The sequence below is a fragment of the Nitratireductor sp. CH_MIT9313-5 genome, assembly GCF_037029545.1.
GTDB lineage: Bacteria > Pseudomonadota > Alphaproteobacteria > Rhizobiales > Rhizobiaceae > Chelativorans.
In genome coordinates, this window is the sequence record NZ_JAYMER010000028.1 from 4,724 (window position 1) to 22,865 (window position 18,142).

14 protein-coding genes and 1 other annotated feature are annotated in these 18,142 nt (G+C 57.9%); of the genes, 9 read left to right on the forward strand and 5 right to left on the reverse strand.

Going from position 1 to position 18,142, the window contains the following annotated elements:
- Positions 1–322 precede the first annotated feature (322 nt).
- Positions 323–739 (forward strand): PAS domain-containing protein, encoded by a 417-nt coding sequence (locus WA367_RS16755; RefSeq protein ID WP_336057924.1) that lies wholly within the window; start codon positions 323–325, stop codon positions 737–739.
- Between the two features lie 10 nt (positions 740–749).
- On the opposite strand, the gene WA367_RS16760 is transcribed toward WA367_RS16755, so the two are convergent.
- A protein-coding gene (locus WA367_RS16760) for an IS3 family transposase (protein ID WP_336057925.1) occupies positions 750–1,972 on the reverse strand; the annotation gives its coding sequence in 2 pieces (ribosomal slippage) (positions 750–1,684 and positions 1,684–1,972; 1,224 coding nt in all).
- Positions 1,575–1,691 (reverse strand) — a sequence feature (AL1L pseudoknot). It overlaps the preceding gene by 117 nt.
- Before the next feature lies 1 nt (position 1,973).
- Between WA367_RS16760 and WA367_RS16765 the strand changes: the two genes are divergently transcribed.
- The gene (locus tag WA367_RS16765) at positions 1,974–2,600 is read left to right on the forward strand and encodes a hypothetical protein (RefSeq protein ID WP_336058163.1); all 627 of its coding nucleotides are present in this window, start codon (positions 1,974–1,976) and stop codon (positions 2,598–2,600) included.
- Positions 2,601–3,268: 668 nt separating this feature from the next.
- Positions 3,269–3,460, forward strand: a complete 192-nt coding sequence (locus tag WA367_RS16770; RefSeq protein ID WP_336057926.1) for a hypothetical protein — start codon at positions 3,269–3,271, stop codon at positions 3,458–3,460.
- Between the two features lie 140 nt (positions 3,461–3,600).
- Here WA367_RS16770 and WA367_RS16775 read toward each other — a convergent pair whose 3' ends face one another.
- Positions 3,601–3,885, reverse strand: a complete 285-nt coding sequence (locus WA367_RS16775; protein ID WP_336057927.1) for a hypothetical protein — start codon at positions 3,883–3,885, stop codon at positions 3,601–3,603.
- A 194-nt stretch (positions 3,886–4,079) separates the two neighbouring features.
- Here WA367_RS16775 and WA367_RS16780 point away from each other — a divergent pair, with 194 nt between their 5' ends.
- The 5 genes from WA367_RS16780 (at position 4,080) to WA367_RS16800 (ending at position 12,730) form a co-directional block, all read left to right on the forward strand.
- Positions 4,080–6,242 carry a DNA cytosine methyltransferase gene (locus WA367_RS16780; RefSeq protein WP_336057928.1) on the forward strand — a complete coding sequence of 721 codons (2,163 nt, stop codon included), beginning with the start codon at positions 4,080–4,082 and terminating at the stop codon, positions 6,240–6,242.
- A 462-nt stretch (positions 6,243–6,704) separates the two neighbouring features.
- Entirely contained in the window at positions 6,705–7,865 is a 1,161-nt protein-coding gene (locus WA367_RS16785) for a DUF2235 domain-containing protein (protein ID WP_336057929.1), read from the forward strand.
- 67 nt (positions 7,866–7,932) lie between these two features.
- On the forward strand, positions 7,933–9,801 hold the full coding sequence (locus tag WA367_RS16790; RefSeq protein WP_336057930.1) for a hypothetical protein: 1,869 nt from the start codon (positions 7,933–7,935) through the stop codon (positions 9,799–9,801).
- A gap of 93 nt (positions 9,802–9,894) precedes the next feature.
- Positions 9,895–11,436 (forward strand): nucleotidyltransferase, encoded by a 1,542-nt coding sequence (locus WA367_RS16795; protein WP_336057931.1) that lies wholly within the window; start codon positions 9,895–9,897, stop codon positions 11,434–11,436.
- 163 nt (positions 11,437–11,599) lie between these two features.
- Complete coding sequence (locus WA367_RS16800; protein ID WP_336057932.1) at positions 11,600–12,730, forward strand: SAVED domain-containing protein; 1,131 nt, start codon at positions 11,600–11,602, stop codon at positions 12,728–12,730.
- A gap of 309 nt (positions 12,731–13,039) precedes the next feature.
- Here WA367_RS16800 and WA367_RS16805 read toward each other — a convergent pair whose 3' ends face one another.
- Both WA367_RS16805 and WA367_RS16810 read right to left on the reverse strand, forming a co-directional pair.
- Complete coding sequence (locus tag WA367_RS16805) at positions 13,040–14,446, reverse strand: argonaute/piwi family protein (RefSeq protein WP_336057933.1); 1,407 nt, start codon at positions 14,444–14,446, stop codon at positions 13,040–13,042.
- A complete protein-coding gene (locus tag WA367_RS16810) occupies positions 14,443–15,885 on the reverse strand; it encodes an SMEK domain-containing protein (RefSeq protein WP_336057934.1) in 1,443 nt (480 codons plus the stop codon). Before WA367_RS16810 ends, WA367_RS16805 begins: the two co-directional genes overlap by 4 nt.
- A gap of 583 nt (positions 15,886–16,468) precedes the next feature.
- Here WA367_RS16810 and WA367_RS16815 point away from each other — a divergent pair.
- On the forward strand, positions 16,469–16,825 hold the full coding sequence (locus WA367_RS16815; protein ID WP_336057935.1) for a hypothetical protein: 357 nt from the start codon (positions 16,469–16,471) through the stop codon (positions 16,823–16,825).
- A 382-nt stretch (positions 16,826–17,207) separates the two neighbouring features.
- Here the strand turns inward: WA367_RS16815 and WA367_RS16820 are convergent, their stop codons facing one another.
- Positions 17,208–18,134: a cation diffusion facilitator family transporter gene (locus tag WA367_RS16820; protein ID WP_336057936.1), complete on the reverse strand. Its 927-nt coding sequence runs from the start codon at positions 18,132–18,134 to the stop codon at positions 17,208–17,210.
- Positions 18,135–18,142: the final 8 nt, after the last annotated feature.

Consider the following 18,142-nt stretch of genomic DNA (forward strand, 5'->3'; position numbering starts at 1 on the left):
TTCTGTTCTCCGACCGTGGATTCAGTGCTATTTCAAAGCGATAACTTGATACTCTCGCGGACGAGACTTGTAGGTTTGTACGGCCGCTGCGGTCCGGGATCAAGTGTCTGCTTATCTTCAGCGTCTTCTCTCGTGCAAGGCTGAAACTGTTGAACCTGCTCAATACGGCTGGCGGGGCTTTGCCATCGCATACTAATGCCTAGGCAGGGTGAGGGGGCATAAGGACAGCTTTCAGCAAACTTCCGCGTTTGCAAAGCAGAAGACTATAGCTGATAGATGGAAGTTGAACTAAGCGGCGGTCCTGCGTTCCGGAGCCAAGTGCATGTCTCAGTCATTGTCGGAAGTTGGTTCAATCGATTTCGCAGCTATCGTAGAGCATTGCGAAGACGCGATCATAAGCCTCACGCTCGATGGGACCGTCACAAGCTGGAACCGAGGCGCAGCCAAGCTCTTCGGCTATGATGCCAGGATGATGATAGGTGAATCCATCACACGTATCATCCCAGCTGAACGCCATGCTGAAGAAGATGACATTCTATCTCGCATCAGCAATGGCGAGATCGTTAGACATTTTGAAACACGACGCGTGACGAGAGATGGTCGGGAGCTGGACATTTCCCTGACTGTTTCGCCAATCAAGAACCAAAGCGGGGCCATCATCGGAGCCTCCAAGATTGCGAGAGACGTTACGCATCGCAAACGTGTGGAAGTGAACCGCGCCGGGTTTACCGGAGGCTGATTGATCTTAGTTACGCGGCCATGTCTGATCTTTCCAGAGCTGCGTAGTAGTTTGCTTCGGCCTCTACTGGGGGAATGTTTCCGATGGGTTCCAGCAGGCGGCGGTTGTTGAACCAGTCGGCCCATTCGAGTGTGGCGTATTCCACGGCATCGAAATTGCGCCATGGCCCACGCCGATGGATGACCTCGGCTTTGAACAGTCCGTTGATCGTCTCGGCCAGGGCATTGTCGTAGCTGTCGCCGACGCTGCCGACGGACGGTTCAATCCCCGCTTCGGCCAGACGCTCGGTGTAGCGAATGGACAGATATTGCGACCCGCGATCCGAATGATGAACCAGGCCCGACCCAGGTTGCCGCTGATGAACGGCCTGTTCGAGGGCGTCGAGAACAAACCCGGCATGGGCCGTTCGACTGACCCGCCATCCCACTATGCGACGCGCAAAGGCATCAATGACGAAGGCCACGTGAACGAAGCCCTGCCAGGTGGCGACATAGGTGAAATCGCTGACCCACAACATGCTCGGCGCCGGGGCCTTGAACTGACGGTTCACCTTGTCCAGCGGGCATGGCCGGGACTTGTCCGGGATCGTCGTCCTGTGTTTCTTGCCACGGATGATGCCTTCCAGGCCCAAGTCTTTCATCAGCCGCGCTACGGTGCATCTGGCCACGTCGAAGCCCTCCCGGCGCAGTTGGTGCCAAACCTTGCGAACGCCGTAGACCTTGTAGTTCTGTTCCCAGACGCGCTCGATTTCGGGCCTCAAGGTCATCTCCCGCTTCGCCCGATCCGACAGCAGATCTGCGTTCGCCTTCTTGGCCATGTGATCGTAGAACGTGGAAGGGGCAATCGGCAGTTGCTTGCAGATCGGCTCGACCCCGATGGTGTCACGGTGCTCTTCGATAAAGGCGATCATGTCCTGGAGCGGCGGTCGAGCTCCGCCTGCGCAAAATACGCCGAAGCCTTCCGCAGGATCTCGTTGGCCTGCTTCAGTTCGCGGTTCCCGCGTTCCAAGGACTTCAACTTCTCGGCCATCTCGGTCGTGATACCGGCCCGGTCTCCGCGATCAACCTCGGCCTTCTTGACCCACTCGTTCAGCGTCTGGGGTGCACAACCAATCTTCGATGAAATCGACAGGATCGCCGCCCACCGGCTCTCATGCTGCCCTGCGTTGTCCAGAACCAGGCGAACGGCACGCTCGCGCACTTCCGGGGAATACTTGTTCGTCGTCTTGCTCATGATGCTCCATCCTACTCAAGAGTTGGAGCCTCCGGCAAACCCGGCGCGGTTCACTATCGTCGCATGTTCTGACTCTGGAGGCTATGTCGTGGACGAGGACGGCATTGATCTCGATCTCGTCAAGGAAATCAAGGAATCGAGGCGCGAGCGCATCTCTGAGTATGTCCGGCTAAAGGGCGCAGGCGCGCATTATATTGAGAAGGGCTCGATCTGGGATGTGCCTTGCGATGTTGCCATGCCTTCCGCCACGCAGAACGAGCTCACCGGCAGGGACGCGCGGATGCTGGTGAAGAATGGGGTGATAGCAGTCGGCGAGGGGGCGAACATGCCCTGCACGCCTGAAGCGGTCGGAATTTTCCGCGAGGCGGGCATATTATTTGGACCTGCAAAGGCGGCAAACGCTGGGGGCGTTGCGACTTCTGCTCTCGAGATGCAGCAAAATGCCTCGCGCGACAGCTGGACCTTCGAGCAGACGGAGATGCGGCTGGCGAACATAATGCACAACATCCATGACAGGTGCTTCGACACCGCCGAAGAATACGGTGCTCCCGGCGACTACGTGCTGGGTGCCAATATTGGGGGCTTCGTCCGCGTGGCAGAAGCGATGAGGGCGTTCGGTGTGATCTAAGGCGAAAGGAGCTCCTGCCACCGAGACTAGGCAGGAACCTGAACTTACAATGATCTATGTGTTTCCCCCTCGCCAGTTTTACAGACAGCGAACACGCGAGCATCATTCTATGCATCACATGTACTGCACCAGAACGTCTCGTTCTGGTGCAGTGGCGAAAGCAGATGGAGCAGGCACTTAGAAACGTCGACGTCGTGGGCGAAAGTTACTTTCACGATGTCGCGGAGTTGATGGCGGCCGATGGTCTCTGTCCGAGGAAGAACAACTCTGAGGTGACCAAGTGCTCTTAGGTGAGAGAAGGATGCACCTCAACCTGCAGGCAAGGCATCGCGCTTGAAACAAGTTGAGATATTCAGAGAGTGGATCACGGCCGACCGATTCAAATCTTTGGGAAGCGAGTCCGAGAGGGTGGGAGGCGTTAATCTGACATACGGCGTGGGCTGGCAGTGCGGCAAGGGGCTGTCACTGTTCGTGCAACAGTCGCCGCCTCGTCAGAGCTGCGCCTTCATTTTGTTTGAGTTATGGGTCTGCATTTAGTCTCGTGATATGAAACAGATTGCCTAATTGGATGGAACACTCGCAGTGGCTGGCTGTTCTGCCTGTGTCAGCTCCAACGTAGAATGTAGGGACTACCTGTGATTACGATTAGAGAGTGCCGGGAGCAAGACTTGCAGATCCGCGCACGATGCCTCATGCCGCAGTGCGGTTACGACTATGAATTGGATGCTGGCGTTCTGGAGCATCGGCTCGGCCACGACTTTTCGCTCTCCGGTGAAAACCTTCCCCTTGGCAGCCTGCGCTGTTCTAAGTGCGGCTCGGCGAATTTTGATGTGGTTGTCGCGGAACACCGCTTCACTTGATAAGTTGCTTATGTTGTAGCCACGGCTGCCGCTCAGTTTCACCGATTCGACCATGCTTGGGCGCTGACGAGTGTTTGGCAATTTCAGGTGTCAAACAGTTATGCAGGCCTGGCGTGCGTCGGTGGGCTTCTATTTCGCTCTCACCAGATACCAACTGCGAGATGCAGCCAGGCTGCCAGCACTCCGATCAGTACGACTGCGGCCAGGATCATGCGCGGGATGCCATTGCTGCTGGTAACGGCTATCACTGCCTCAATACCAATCCAGGCGGACGCCAACAGGAGCGCAGCGGCTGCGAAGTCTTCTGCCGTCCACATGACAGAGTTGCTGATAAGGTTCGCGATCGCGGGGATCAGAAGCAGCACAGCAATGACGGCGGCTGCAGCAAGCCGCATATGCTTCGACGTGTAGCCGATGCGTGGCATTGGCCTATCCTCCCGCCTGAGAGCGTTGCGGGAGGATGTGGCAAATCTATGAAAGTCTGTCAGTGACGCTGTCGCGCATGGATCTGCCGACGCTGCGGCTTTGTTTCGACATTGATTGCATTTGAACAATCTCTCTCACCGCCTCGCAATGCATTGCCCGCTATGGCTGCAAGCAACGAACTATGGGGGCGGGAATGGAAGAGCTGAAATCTCGGCAGGTTGACGACACGCATGAGCACGTGCTGCTCGATGATGTGCCATCGATCGACGGCATGGATAATGTGCCGGAAGAACATGTGCATGCTGCGGATGCCGATCAGGCTGCAAGAGATTATGGCGACGATGCTCATGAGATGGAAACCCTCTTCGGCAAGGAGTTGCGCAAGGTCAAAGACAGCGTCACAAGGTGGCGCGTGCAGCAGGCGAAGGCTGCGTTCCGCATCGGTGATCTGTGGGAGGAGCTTTCGCAGCAAATGAAGGTCGGTGAGCTCACCGCATTCCTTGCGAACGAGTGCCAGGTGCCGCGCCGAGACGTGCAGCGATATGTGCGGCTTGCCAAACTCTTTCCCGGCGACTGTGACGAACGCATCTCCTTCCGCGGCGAGGAGCTGACCCCGCGCGAGTTCCTGATCCAAAATGGTGTCGCAGCCTCTGTTCTGCTCGATCTGGCTGGGCAGGATGAGACGGTGCGCGATGAAGCAATCCGCATGATCAAGTCCGGCCGCGCGCTGCAGGCAAGGGAACTGCGGGGCCTGAAGCGCGACATCGCGCTAGCCAAGGCTGCGGTGGAGGGCACACTCGATGACCGCCGCCGCCGTGCATTCCGCAATGCCGCTGCGCGCAAGGCACGTGCTGCAGCAGATGCTTGGCTCGATTCCCTTCACGCACTGACGGAAGAAGTCTGCACCATCACGCAGCTTGAAGAGGAGAACCCGCTTGTCCGTCAAAAGGGTCGGGTCGAAGCAATCGCGCCGCGTGCCGCGGAGCTTATGAAGGATCTGCCCGACCTTGTTGATCCCGACTTCATCACCGCGTCACGGGAAGGGATCAATCGAGGCTGGTCCGGAACCCATAGCGCTCTGCAGGCAATCGCCGAGAAGAACGTCTATCATGAGCATCGCTATGGCGACGGGGAGCCATGGCAGGTCGATTATGAGTTCAACGGCTTCCTGCAATGGCAATTGGCCTGGGCCTTTGGCTATGATGACGACAGCGGAACCTCTACGGCTGTAGAGCGCATGAGGGAGGCCGGAGACACCCCGCTTGATGTTCCCGTTGGTGTTTACGGCCACAAAGCGCCTACTGTTCTGGAAATCTGTGCTGGTGCTGGCGGACAGGCCATTGGTCTTGAAGCTGCCGGGTTCAAACATGTGGGCCTTGTGGAAGTGGACAAGGATGCAGCCGCCACGTTGCGTCACAACGGCAAGCACTGGCCCGTCATCGAGGCGGATCTGCGTGATGTCGACCTGAGCCAATTCGAAGGTGTTGATCTTCTTGCAGGTGGCGTTCCCTGTCAGCCCTTCTCACAGGCAGGCAAGCGCAAGGGAGCAGCTGACGAACGCGATTTGTTCCCGAAGGCCATGAAGCTCATCCGTGAACTGAAGCCCAAGGCGGTGATGCTGGAGAATGTCACCGGTGCTCTGCAGGCATCGAACGCGATGCACCGCTTGCGCATTCTCGCCCGGATGACAGCCCTTGGTTACGATGCGGAATGGCGCATCCTGAGCGGCCCGGACTTCGGTCTGCCACAAAAACGCAGGCGGGCAATTCTCGTGGGCTTCCAACGCGGGGTCGTGCACCGCTTCTCCTGGCCAGAGCCTTTGGCCAAGAACGCACCCACAGTTGGTGAAGCACTCTATGACCTCATGGCAGCCAAGGGCTGGGCTCATGTGGATGAATGGAAAGAGCGCGCCAACGGTTATGCCCCCACCATCATTGGCGGCAGCCAGAAGAAGGGCGGCATCGACCTCGCACAGCCGAAATCACGGGAAAGCTGGAGAGAACTCGGCGTTGACCCCGGCCACTACGCCAAGGCTGCACCGGATCGTGATGCGCCTCGCGATCACATGCCGAAATTGACGCTGGAAATGTTGGCGCGCCTGCAAGGCTTCCGCGACGACTGGCAACTGCAGGGCAGCAATCTGCAGAAGTTCCGGCAGATTGCCAATGCCTTCCCGCCAGCCATGGCCCAAGCCATTGGTCTGTCGATCCTCCGTGCACTCACCGGATACAAGGTTGATCTGGAGAAGGAGCAGGAGCATCTGCGCAGGAAGAGCCTCAATCTGAAGCTGGTTCCGAACCATGTGGAAGCATATCCTGCAGATCATCCGTGTTATGAACCGGAGCAGGTGGAGTAGGATCCCAAAGAGTCGAGAACGCTGTTCAAGCGGGTGATCAGCAGCCTTAGCTGCTGATCACCCGCTGCGGCACGAATTCTACAGTGATCGCGGCGCGGCGCGCGTGCGTCGTTAGCTTCGGAAAACTAAACCACTGCACGTCTGGGTTGGGGCCGTCAGCCGACTGACGGGTTCTGGGAGTCGGACGAAGAAAGCGGGCGTTCATCGGTGTGGCGGCTCGGGACGTCGACGGTCCCGAGCCGCCGTTGGAACCCCGTGTCGTGAAAGTCGGCTTCATTCATCCGCTTCACTCCTGACGGCGCCGTTGAACCTCTCTCAGGCACTTAGCCCGTCACGGCCAGTCGGTCGGGCCTCTTCCTCTTTGGACTGACGCAGCTCCGCGGTCGCGGTTGATGATGCGCGATTGAGTTGAAGCGCGTACATCCTGTGGTAGCTTCTACTCATAGCTGAAGGAGATATTCGATGCCGAAGAACATTGTCGTTTGCTGTGACGGAACGGGCAACGAAATCGGCGTCATTATGTCGAATGTTCTCAAGCTTTATCGTATTTTAGAGAAGAATGAAAATCAGGTCGTGTATTATGACCCCGGAGTCGGGACCTTGGGCCAAAGAAAGACTTGGGGAAGATTTAGCCAGAACGTAAGAGGTATCCTGGGCTTGGCCACCGGCTATGGGCTGGACGACGATGTCCTCGGCGCTTATCGGTTCCTAGCCGACAACTACGATGATGGCGACCAAATCTTTCTCTTCGGGTTCAGTCGAGGGGCCTACAGCGTCCGCGTCCTTGCCGGCTTCATGCATCTCTTCGGACTGCTGCGCCCGGACCAATTGAATTACGTCGGTTACGCATTTGCTGCCTACAAGCGCGCCGCGATGGATGGGGAGGATCTGTCTGTCGCCTGGCATTTCCGTAGAATCGTAGGCGGGCGAACGATACCGATCAAATTTCTTGGCGTATGGGATACGGTTGCATCGGTCATCGTGCCACGCCCAGACCGCTTCTATTTCCCTAGCCTGGAAACGCTGCCCTACACGCTGCAGAACCCCAGCGTTGAAGTTTTTCGTCAAGCGATCGCTATCGATGAGTTTCGCCGGATGTTCCGTTTGCGGCCTTGGAAAGATGAACAGGAGTTCAAACCCAACCGCTTCTCGACGTCAGAGCCTCGAAAACAAGACAGCCGGCAGGTTTGGTTCTCGGGTTGCCATTCCGACATCGGAGGTGGCTATCCCGAAGCTGAGAGCGGCTTGTCAAAGTTTCCACTCCATTGGATGATCCGACAAGCACAGGCACACGGGTTGAATGCGAACACGTCGATGTTCAATCATCTTGTGGAAGGTAAGGCGAGACGTGGAAGCCAACATGAATACGTAGAACCTAGCGCGGGTGCGGAGTTGCATAAATCTTCAACCGGTGCCTGGCGGATTCTCGAGTGGCTGCCCAAGAAAGTAAAATGGCGAGAGTGGCCAGCACGCAAAGCCAAGTTCGGATTGTATCTGCCGCACTACGAGCCGCGCATGATTCCAGAAAATGCTCTTATCCACGATTCGGTGTTTCAGCGGAAAAATACCTTTCCATCCTACCAGCCGCAGAATCTACCAAAATCATTTGAGATAGAGGCGTGAGCGCGCGGAGAAACTGATCAGACCCCTACTGGTCACCCACCGAAGACCGGCAAGCTGAGAGATCCCAATGGCAATATCCAGCGATCAATGCACACCGTACCTGTCTGTTGCGCTTTACCGTGCAACAAATGATCAGGCGATTGGCCCGAGCGATTTAATCACTGCGATCCGCGATCTTGCCAAGGAAAATGCTGAAAAGAAGGACAAGGAAAAACCTAGATTTCCGACTGTTCTGGACTCCTGGATCGAAGTTGAGGGCACGACGATCGCCCTGGCGCACTATGTCGAAAAGAGAGTTCCGAGTTGGTTCGTTGGTGAAGGTATTGCAGACACACTAAATCAGCTGATCATCGTCGCCAGACGCGGAAGTCTGTACGCCTTAGTGTTCTCCGACAATGGCCTTCGAAGCTCGGTTTCAAAGAAGGTCCTACGAGCCGCCGACGGACCCTTTGCGAGCATCACGCGGCTCAACTCGAGCCAGATCAACAAGGCATTTGTCGAGAGCGAGGTTCGGACGCTTTGGCTCAGCGGGACACACCGTCGAACCGCAATCAAGCCTGACTCCAAGATTCTCTCGGGACTCGAATTGGAGACCTCCCTCGATCCGCTTGGGGACCAGACCTACTACTTCAGTTCGGTCCGCAGTACGATGTCGCTATCAGACGACTTGACGGGTGCGGTCGTCGGTGCAAGCCCGTCGGATGGCCGTATCTGGATTGGCCCCACCCGGTCCTGGAACGAGTTCACCAGATCCATCGGCATCATTCTCGACCGAGCGGCGACCTGCATGAACGATGCTGCGCGGCCGGACAAACCTCTCCCAATTCTCGCCTCGACGATCTCTACTCTAGACGGAATTGAGCAGCCCTACGACCTCGCGCTCATTGTACCCGAACAGGTGAACGATGGCGACGGCGAGGCAGATGAGGGCGAACTTCGATGGCTCCAGCAGTTTGGCGATACAGCTCGGTTTGAGGTCACAGCCGTCGCCGGAAGCGCAAACTTTGAGGCTGACGTATACTGGGCAACAGACAGGCTTGGGCGACTGGCCTACGACTTCGAGCAATCCACAGGCGCAGATTTCCGACTCAAAATTCGGCAGGTGGACGGTTTCAACAACAATGACCGGGATCCTGAAATTCTTACGATCTGCCGGGACCCAGGAAACCTCACGGTTTATTACGACACGGGCCATACTTTCTCGCGCGGTCATTTCTACGAAACCCGCTTCAGAGACGCCAGGTTCTCCGACTGGAAATGGGTTTCGATGGCGCAGGATGATACCGCCTTCTGGCAAGAGAAGCCATTGGACGGCAAACGGTTTGCGGTTGAGAACACCGGCAATGCCGACGACAAATCCCTTTTTGGCATGGTTGCAAGACACTGGCCAAATCTGGCGGAACGAGGTCCGCAGACCGGCTGGCTCGTGTGCGACGACGGAGCCATGGAGTCGGCCGATTTCATTCACATTAACGATGTAAGCGATCCGCCTGAACTCACGCTGATCCACGTGAAGGGAAGCGGGTCAGACAATAGCAATCGCGGACTTTCCGTTTCCGACTATGAGGTTGTCGTCGGGCAGGCGGTCAAGAACCTCCGCCACATCGACCGCGGGCTGCTGCGAGAAAAGCTGGCGGCGAACGCTAACGGCGCTCTGCAGAATGCGGTCTGGCATGAAGGCCAAAGACAAGAGAACCGAGACGCGTTGCTCGCCATGCTTGATGAGCTGGGCTCAAACATGAAAACGACTGTGGTTGTGTTCCAACCGCGGGCGCGCCGCTCCGTTCTTAACAGCATTCGAGGAAGGATGGATGATGGTGTTCTGAACCGATCAGATGTCCGTCGCATGCAGCAACTGGATGCTCTTCTTCTCGGAGCGCGGGCTGATTGTTTTTCGCTAGGAGCGGAGTTCTGTGTGATTGCGGATGATAGCTAGCCAGGATTGTCGGCCATCCACAATTGCACCCCCGCAGGCCCCTCGGGAGCTCATGTACCATTTGTCGCTTTGATTAAAAGGAGGCCCTTTGCCATGGCGTTTACGCTGCCAAATACCCGTCCCCTCGACGATCTGCTCGAAGATCTCGTCGAGGAACTGCAGGTACCGCCAAGCCGCTACGAGCAGGCCGAGAGAAGCTACAAGTCGCTTGGTGAGTGGTTGCACAGGCCGGAGTCAACCGTCCGGGAGAGCGATCCGGACGTTTATGTGCAGGGCTCATTTCGCTTGGGGACGGCAATCAAGCCCGCGTCGGACGAGGAAGACTATGACATCGATATGGTCTGCCGTCTCGGCTACGAGAAGTCTTCCCTGAGCCAGGCGGAGCTCAAACGGCGGGTTGGCGTCGAAATCAGGGCCTATGCAAAGCGCCACGGCATGAGCAAGCCGGATGACGGTCGGCGGTGCTGGACACTGGTCTACGCCGACGGTGCCCAGTTTCACATGGACGTTCTGCCGGCCGTGCCGGATTCCGAGAAGAGGCGATACCTCAGGGAAGCAGGTCCGGTCCTTGCCCGTCTCGGGGCCACCGCCCTCGCCATCACGGATAATGAACACCCTGATTTCCAACGGATCGCCGGAGACTGGCCGCGCAGCAATCCGAAAGGCTACGCTCTGTGGTTCAGGGATCGCATGGGCCAAGCCTTCCGAACCCGTGCCCTGAACGAGGCCCACAAGATGCGGGCCAGCGTCGAGGACGTGCCAACCTACCGCGTGCGCACGCCTCTGCAAGGGACCATCCAGATCCTCAAGCGTCATCGTGATATGATGTTCAGCGACCGAACTGACGAGAAACCGATCTCGATCCTGATTACGACGCTTTCCGCCCACGCCTACAATCAAGAAGATGATCTCTCAGGTGCACTCTTTTCCATCCTCCGCAACATGGACAGGTACATCACGCAGCGCGAAGGTGTTGACTGGGTCGAGAACCCGGCCGACCCTGCGGAGAACTTCGCGGACAAATGGGGAGAATATCCGGAGCGGCGGGATGCATTTCACGAATGGCTTGCGCAGGCCCGCGCCGATTTCGCGTCCGCTCACCGGGCCGCCACGGCCGATGTCGCGGGAACCATCCTAAGCGAGCACATGGGCACGGCACTGGTCAATCGGGCCCTCGGGCGGCGCAATCCGGTCCAGAAATCGGGATACGTAGCGCCGCTTGTGCGCGCCGCCAACCTTATCCTAGCGCCGGCCTATATGCGCAAACCGCGCTGGCCCCATAAGCCGGAAGGCAGAGTCTCCATCGACACCGCGACATTCACGCAGAAGGGGTTTCGTCCCCAGCCTTTCATCAGTGGCGGCGCTGCGTTGCCGAAGCACAGCTCACTGAGCTTCAAGGCCGAAACGACCCTGACGGGCCGGTTCAAGGTCTATTGGCAGGTGGTGAACACCGGGCATGAAGCGGAGGTGGCAGATTGTCTACGCGGCGGATTCAACCTGGATTCAGCGGTGCGGGGCGGGCTGACCCATACCGAGAGCACACTCTATCGCGGTCAGCACAGTATAGAATGTTTCATCGTCAAGAACGGTAAGCTGGCGGCGCGCAGCGGCCAGTTCATCGTCAACATCGCCTGATGCGGAATTCTGGCAAGATGAAGCGAAGGAGGCCTTGTCATTGGCAAGACCCTCCTGGGAGAATTCGACTGTCCGCCAAGTATGAAGATGGCAACCATCCCGACCCGATCTAATATGGGACCGTTCGCCATTCCGAGGGCGGCCTGAGTTTGGAGGATGACCCTTGTCCAGTTCCTATATCCCGAAGGCGACACAGATTTCTCTTTGGACACTCGCGGCCGGACGGTGTGAATTCGCCGGTTGCAACCGCTTGCTGATCGGCGACCTTATCGCCGGAAAGGAAGACGGCAAGTTCGGCTTCATCGCCCATATCGTGGCCGACAGCAAAAACGGCCCGCGTGGCGACAAGGTCAGGTCCCCTTTGCTGAAACAAGACATTAGCAACCTGATGTTGATGTGCCCGATCCATCACAAGCTCATCGATGTGGATCATGTGGGCGACTACCCGGAAGCCACGCTCATCGCGATGAAGCAGGAACATGAGAGCCGGATCGAGATCGTGACCGACATGGATGCCGACCGCGCGGCACACGTGCTGCGGTTCGCCGCCAATATCGGACAGCTCGAATCTCTTGTCTCCACCAAGGCGATATTCGCAGCCATGCCGCCCGACCGGCATCCGGCGGAGCGACGCACGATCGACATCGAGCTCAACGCAGAGGTGCGAGACGGGGAGCCGGCCTTTTGGGCCATGCAAAGCGAGCACCTACGCAGGCAGTTCGCGCGTAAGGTCAAGGAACGGGTCGAACAGAGGGAAATCCAGCAGCTGAGCGTCTTCGCGCTTGCGCCGCAACCGCTTCTGATTGAACTCGGCACGCTGCTCGGAGACATCATGCCGGTGTCGGTTCATCAGAAATATCGGGAACCGGCGACCTGGAAATGGCAGTCACAGCAACCTGCCATCACTTTCCGGACCCAAGACCATTCCGGTGCGAAGGAGCTGCCCGTCGCCCTGAAGCTGGGTGTGAGCGCCACGATTGATGACGACCGGATCTTTTCTATCCTGGGAGAGAATGCCGCCATCTGGTCGATTACCGCGGAGAACCCTCATAACGACATCATGAGGCGGCAAGACGATCTATCGATCTACAAACGACATCTTCGCGGCATGTTTGATCGGATCAAGGCGCACCATGGCGAAAACGCAGTCATTAACGTCTTCCCCGCCGTTCCGGTGTCCCTGGCCGTGGAAACGGGACGCGCCTGGATGCCTAAGGCCGATCTGCCTATGCGCATCTTCGACCAGAGCCGAGAGGCCAAGGCGTTCGTAGCGGCAATCACCATCGGGGGGTAGCCGGGCAGGAGCAGGTCCCAACTGACGGCGGGTCTCCAAGGCCTTCACTCTGCGCCAGTCGAGACAGGCAAAAAGCGCCTCGAACTGCGCCCGGTCCAGCATCTCCCCAACGGCCCGCGCCTTCACAGCCTCAGGCCGCCGACGATGTTCGCTCTCAAGGATCTCCACGCCAAGCGATCTGAGAAACGCAGTCTGAGCATCCATTGCGAAACGCATTCCCCATCATCAGATGGGTATCAACTCCCCGGGAAAGGCCGGGCCGACAAAGTCCCCCTCTGAGACCGCTAACCAAACTTCGATCGCAGTCTTCTACATATAGAAGCTGTAGCTAACCTGCGGTCGTTCTTTCGGATCGACGTATTTCATGATGTCGCCAATCTTGCTGGCACATTCGAGCGTGATCGGCAGACGTCCATCAAATTGCGTGTTGTTCCAGTTCATCTTCGTGAGCCCAAGAATTTCTTCGCAGAGGCTCTCCAATGACGAATCCTGATCGTAGGCCGTCACCCTAACAGGGCTAGGCACGTACATCCCCGGATAGGTCTTGTAGAAGTCCACCGTGCCGCGCGTGTAAAGGATGCCGTCGGACTCGGACATCGTCAGAAGCGTACCACGCTTCGGCGGGTAGTTCTTGTCCCCGAAGAGGCGGATGTCGGTGCCGGTTATCGCCACGAAGTCGCGTGAGCGGACCCCCTTTTCCTTCAGTGCACGGCGGAACCCGGCCTGCTCACTATCGCGGAAATGGCTAGATTTGTGGATTACGACGCGAGCCGGCATGTGCTGGAGTGCTCGATCATACTCTTCCAATGCATCGCGCAGCAGCTCGTGAGCTTGCTCCTCCGACAGGTAGGGACGGCGGTTCGTTTTGTCGATCGAGACCGGGGTACCCCGTAAAATGATACCGTGGCCGAACTCATCGAAGACCTGCGCAAGGCTTGATGAGACTGTCTCGCCATCCCGGCTCTTGTAGAAACCGATTCCGATGTAGCATGACGTCGGCTTGGCGTTGTCCTCGACAAGTCGCCAAGGAATCGTGCGGTTGCCTTTGTAGTAGATCGCTGTTGCAAAGTTCCAAGCCTTGGTAGCCGGGTCCTGCTGATCGCCGGACTGCTTGGTAATGAGTATGGTCTTCTCACGTACTAGCTGGAGCGGTGTGCCCAAGTGCATGCACCGCGCCTTCAGGATGCGCCTGAAATTGTGCTCCAGTTCGTCGTTGGACGCCTCGCCCTCGGCCCTCGTCGTGACTGAGTCGAACAGTTCGTTCGGCAGGACGCAGACGATGACGTCGACCGCCCTGTTCTCCGCGAGAAATCGTACCTGCTCGTAAAAGAGATTGACTGCCCGCTCGATCCGTGCCGCCCGCGTATCGAGGTGCAGTGCACTGGTGATCTCCGACTTCTGCAACGGTCTGGTGTACTGCGGCGAGTTGATGATACGGGTTAGAAAGCCATGATCCAAGCTAATGCCGCCAAACCCGCGAAAGAGGTTCGGCAGCTTCGATCCGGCCTTGCGCTCCACGCCGGCCCTGCATTTCGCAAGCCATTCATCCAGAAGGTCGATGCCCTCACCACGTCCTACGACGCCGATCCTCAGTTCAGTGCGGCGCAACTCGTCGCGCTTATCGTAGACCCCCATCTGCTCAATACCGGTACGCGGACAGATGTGAGTGCCAGTGCCGAACTCTAGCAACGGTTCTGCAAGCGTAGTGAGCTTCATGCCGCCACCTCATCTGGACCATCGCCATTCTCTTCGACGACACCCTCCACCTCGTTCAGCAAAGCCTCAGCCTCAGCGCCTTGGTTCGTCTCGAACTCGATAAGCGACCGGTAGCGGATGTCCGAGGTACCCACTCCGTCCTCAGTCAAGCTGGCGAGGAAGTAGGCGACGAAGCGAACCTGATCCCGCACGGTTGAATTGTGTTCTTGACGCTTCTGCTTCGAAAGTAGGTCCTCATGCCAGTTTGATCGCCTGTAGCCGTTGAAAGAGTAGTACCAACTCGGAACGATCTCCGCATACCACGCATCCTCGAACCTGATGAACGACAGACCGAAGGACAGGTGTTGATGATGCGCTACCTTGGTGGGGTCCTTCTTCTGTTGGATGACCTTGTAGACGCGCCGCTCCGACCTTTTCTTGCCGATCCACGCCTCCTTGCGCTCCTTCTGTCCTTCCAGGCTGGGGCCGAAGAAAAAGAACCTATCTTTTGAGTGCAGTCGCACCTGTTTGCCCTTCAGGCGCTCTTGGGTCTGCGCGACGAGGAGCTGCTTGAGGATGTTTACGTTCTCGATCTCCGGCGAGTCGGAAAGGTCTGCCACATCCAGGCGTTCGATCGATCCCGCGTCGATAATCGCCGCGACCCCTGTTTGTTCCATGTCCTCGAAAGCGAAGATTCTGCCATCGTAGTAGACCCAAGCATCTGTCTCGACGTCTTCCAGTAGCAGGGCCATTTTGATGGTGGAACGCCGGTTCGTTGAGCGGCCACCATAGTTCAACTCGGCCTTCGCCCGCGTGATGACCGCTTTATCGTCAATGGTGAGTTCAGCGACGTAGACAGATGCGGGAAGCTCAATAGCCTGTAGGTTCGACGTGATCGTGGTCGGCGTCTCAATGGTCTCAGCGCTAAAGCTGATGAAGGCTTCGGTCTCGCCCAGGATGTGCTCGAACTCCCTTAGGATTCGCTCCTGAGCGGTGACGCGTAGGGCAGACACCTCCCGAAGGAGATCGCCAAGGTCGATGATGTGCTTTTTGCAGTTGAAGGAGAGCTGGTCTGTCAGCAGTCCGTCGATCGCCGCTTGTTTGTAGGAGGACTGCTTCGGTGTCAGCATCAAAACGAAGAGTTCGTCGAAACTGTTGTAATAGGCCCGGTCCATGAATTGCTGGACGGTCGACTTCACCTTGTCGAGCGTCGTGGTCGAGGTGATTTGGAACGCCACCCGATCGTGGTCGTCACCGAGGTCGATTCCGGGGTAGTTTTTTCGCTTGCGATTCAGGTTGACGAGGTTCGGAAGATTGTAGGTCGCCTTCAGGATTGGGATGAACGCATCTTCGAGGGCCGAGTTGATATCCGTGCGCCCCTGAGCGGTCGCCAGTTCGACCTGGCGCTCCAAGCGGGTGATTACCTCACGGAGACTGTTTTCGACCGTCAGCTGCCTCATTGCCCCTCTTTCTAAAAGCTTATGTTAGTTCAGAATAGGAGCATCAGTAGAACATTTCAAGCAATTGCGCCCTTAGGTAGAGTCGGGTGTGACGATGTACTGGAACCCCGAGGCGCTGTACACCTGCGTCCTACAAGTTGGAAGCAACGCACGAACCGTTTCGCAAGACAGACTTTCTGGAATGGACATTCATTCCCGACACAACGTAAGTCCGCTTCGTCCCGCCTGGCGGGTTTTAGCCGGTGCCGCGTTTAACGGCAGCTTCCGGGTTGCTGGAACCGGACCGAGGACGACCAAAATGGGGCGCGTTGTTGCCTCTGCGGAGCGCTTGTTGCAATGACTGCTCCTAGGCTGAGGTAAAGTTTGCCCGAGCGTCCGAAATGGGAAGCCGCTTGCCGACAGCGCGCTGCCCGCCAATCTGACCGCCGATTGGCTTGCGCAGGAAGAGAACGCCGGCAAGCCGTTCCCGTCCTACGCCCGGCTGCTGCCGCTCCGCGGCAAGACAGAGGCCGACAGCCGTTACTCCTGGACCATCGACTTTGCCGCGCGCCGCGCGAAAGCCCGCGAAGAAATGCAGCCCATCTTGGCGCAGGCAGCTGAAACCAAGGCCGCGGTGATCGACCTCAAGGAGAAGCTCAAGCGCCTGAAGAAGCTGAAAACTTCAGATGCCGAGGTGGCTGCGCTGATCGGAGAAATCAGCGAAAAGGAAAAGGCGGCGCGAGAACTGGAGGCTCAGGCAGCTGCCATTGACGCTGCTGTCTTCGACCTAAAGGCGGTCAATCCAAGCGCCGTTGCAAAGTTTGACGACCGGTCGCCAACTGAGATCATCCAGAGCATCCACGACCAGGGCCGCATCGTGGTGGAAGCGCTCGCTCGGCTCGCGGCCTTGGTCGGTGAGGACGAAACCAACGTGCCGAGTGCGAGAGACGCGCTGCGGTGACACCAACCAAATCGGAGGGGTGTGTTCGATACGTGTTCCATTCTCTTCCCGCTTGGATTGCAGAACCTATGCGGACCAAGCCGGAGATTTCCCGCGTTTTATCAAGAGCTTGTGCAGATTAACCGGAGCGGCGGCGGTTAACAGGTCCGGAGAATATCGGCCCGGAGAGACCACGTCGGGGCCTCCCTGCAGCAGGGCCGGTTAACAGCCCCTCCCGCATAACCCTCGAAAACAACGAGAAAATCCGGCCGCAGCCGGATCGGGAGTACGCATTCGCGAGGGCAAGTGGCGGAGGGGATGGGCCTGACATCCAACCTTCTCCACCTTAAGTCGTTGTTTTCGTTATGCCCGACTTGGCATCGCCACCGCACGGTGGCTGGCGTCAGCCAGCATCCTCCTTTCCTCCATGTCCATACAGGCTTGCGTTCTGGTGGGCCCGCTCTTGTCGCTCGAATTCCAGCGTCGAATGAGCAATGCCGAACTGGCTCTCAAGAATTCGCTTGATCTCGTCCTTGATGTCCTCGAGGCGCTCCCAAGATCCTGTCTCGATGACAACATGCGTATCGAGTGCCGCCGCGTGTTCCTGCATCTGCCAGAAATGAGCGTGATGGATATCCGCCACGCCGCCGATGCCGCGCACCGCGTCGACGACAGCGCCGTTGTCGATGTCGGGCGGACTGCCGAGCATCAGTGTGCGAATGGGGCCGCCGATCTCCGTGAAGGCGAGGTAGAGGATGTACAGCGCGATACCAATGGTAATCGCAGGGTCAACCCATCGCATGTCGTAGAGGATGATGAGCGCACCCCCGATGATGACCGCTACGGAGGCCAGCGCATCCGACAGGTTGTGCAGGAAAAGGGCGCGGATGTTCACGCTGCCCTTCTGCATCGAATAGGTGAGCAGCGCCGTCAGCGTGTCCACCACCAGCGCGACACCGCCGAGGATGACCACGGTCCAGCCAGCGACCTGGGGCGGGTCGATCATCCGCATGCCGCCTTCGTAAATTAGATAGAAGCCGACGAGGATCAGCGTGGTGTAGTTGATCAGGGCCGCGACGATCTCGATCCGACCGTAACCGAAGGTCATGCGCTCGTCCGCCGGCCGCCGTGCGATCTTGCGCGCGGCGAAGGCGATGACCAGCGAGGCCATGTCGGAGAAGTTGTGCAGCGCGTCCGCGATCAGGGCGAGGCTGCCGGACAGGATGCCACCGACGATCTGGGCGACGGTCAGAAGCGCGTTGGCCCAGATCGCAATGGATACCCGTCGGTCACCGGACTTGGGGTCGATATGGCCGTGGTCGTGAGGCATCGTATTCT

Coding starts and splice junctions, on each gene's coding strand:
- WA367_RS16755 (WP_336057924.1), top strand. CDS start 323: ATGTCTCAGTCATTGTCGGAAGTTGGTTCAATCGATTTCGCAGCTATC.
- WA367_RS16765 (WP_336058163.1), top strand. CDS start 1,974: ATGCTCCATCCTACTCAAGAGTTGGAGCCTCCGGCAAACCCGGCGCGG.
- WA367_RS16775 (WP_336057927.1), bottom strand. CDS start 3,885: ATGCCACGCATCGGCTACACGTCGAAGCATATGCGGCTTGCTGCAGCC.
- WA367_RS16780 (WP_336057928.1), top strand. CDS start 4,080: ATGGAAGAGCTGAAATCTCGGCAGGTTGACGACACGCATGAGCACGTG.
- WA367_RS16785 (WP_336057929.1), top strand. CDS start 6,705: ATGCCGAAGAACATTGTCGTTTGCTGTGACGGAACGGGCAACGAAATC.
- WA367_RS16790 (WP_336057930.1), top strand. CDS start 7,933: ATGGCAATATCCAGCGATCAATGCACACCGTACCTGTCTGTTGCGCTT.
- WA367_RS16795 (WP_336057931.1), top strand. CDS start 9,895: ATGGCGTTTACGCTGCCAAATACCCGTCCCCTCGACGATCTGCTCGAA.
- WA367_RS16805 (WP_336057933.1), bottom strand. CDS start 14,446: ATGAAGCTCACTACGCTTGCAGAACCGTTGCTAGAGTTCGGCACTGGC.
- WA367_RS16810 (WP_336057934.1), bottom strand. CDS start 15,885: ATGAGGCAGCTGACGGTCGAAAACAGTCTCCGTGAGGTAATCACCCGC.
- WA367_RS16820 (WP_336057936.1), bottom strand. CDS start 18,134: ATGCCTCACGACCACGGCCATATCGACCCCAAGTCCGGTGACCGACGG.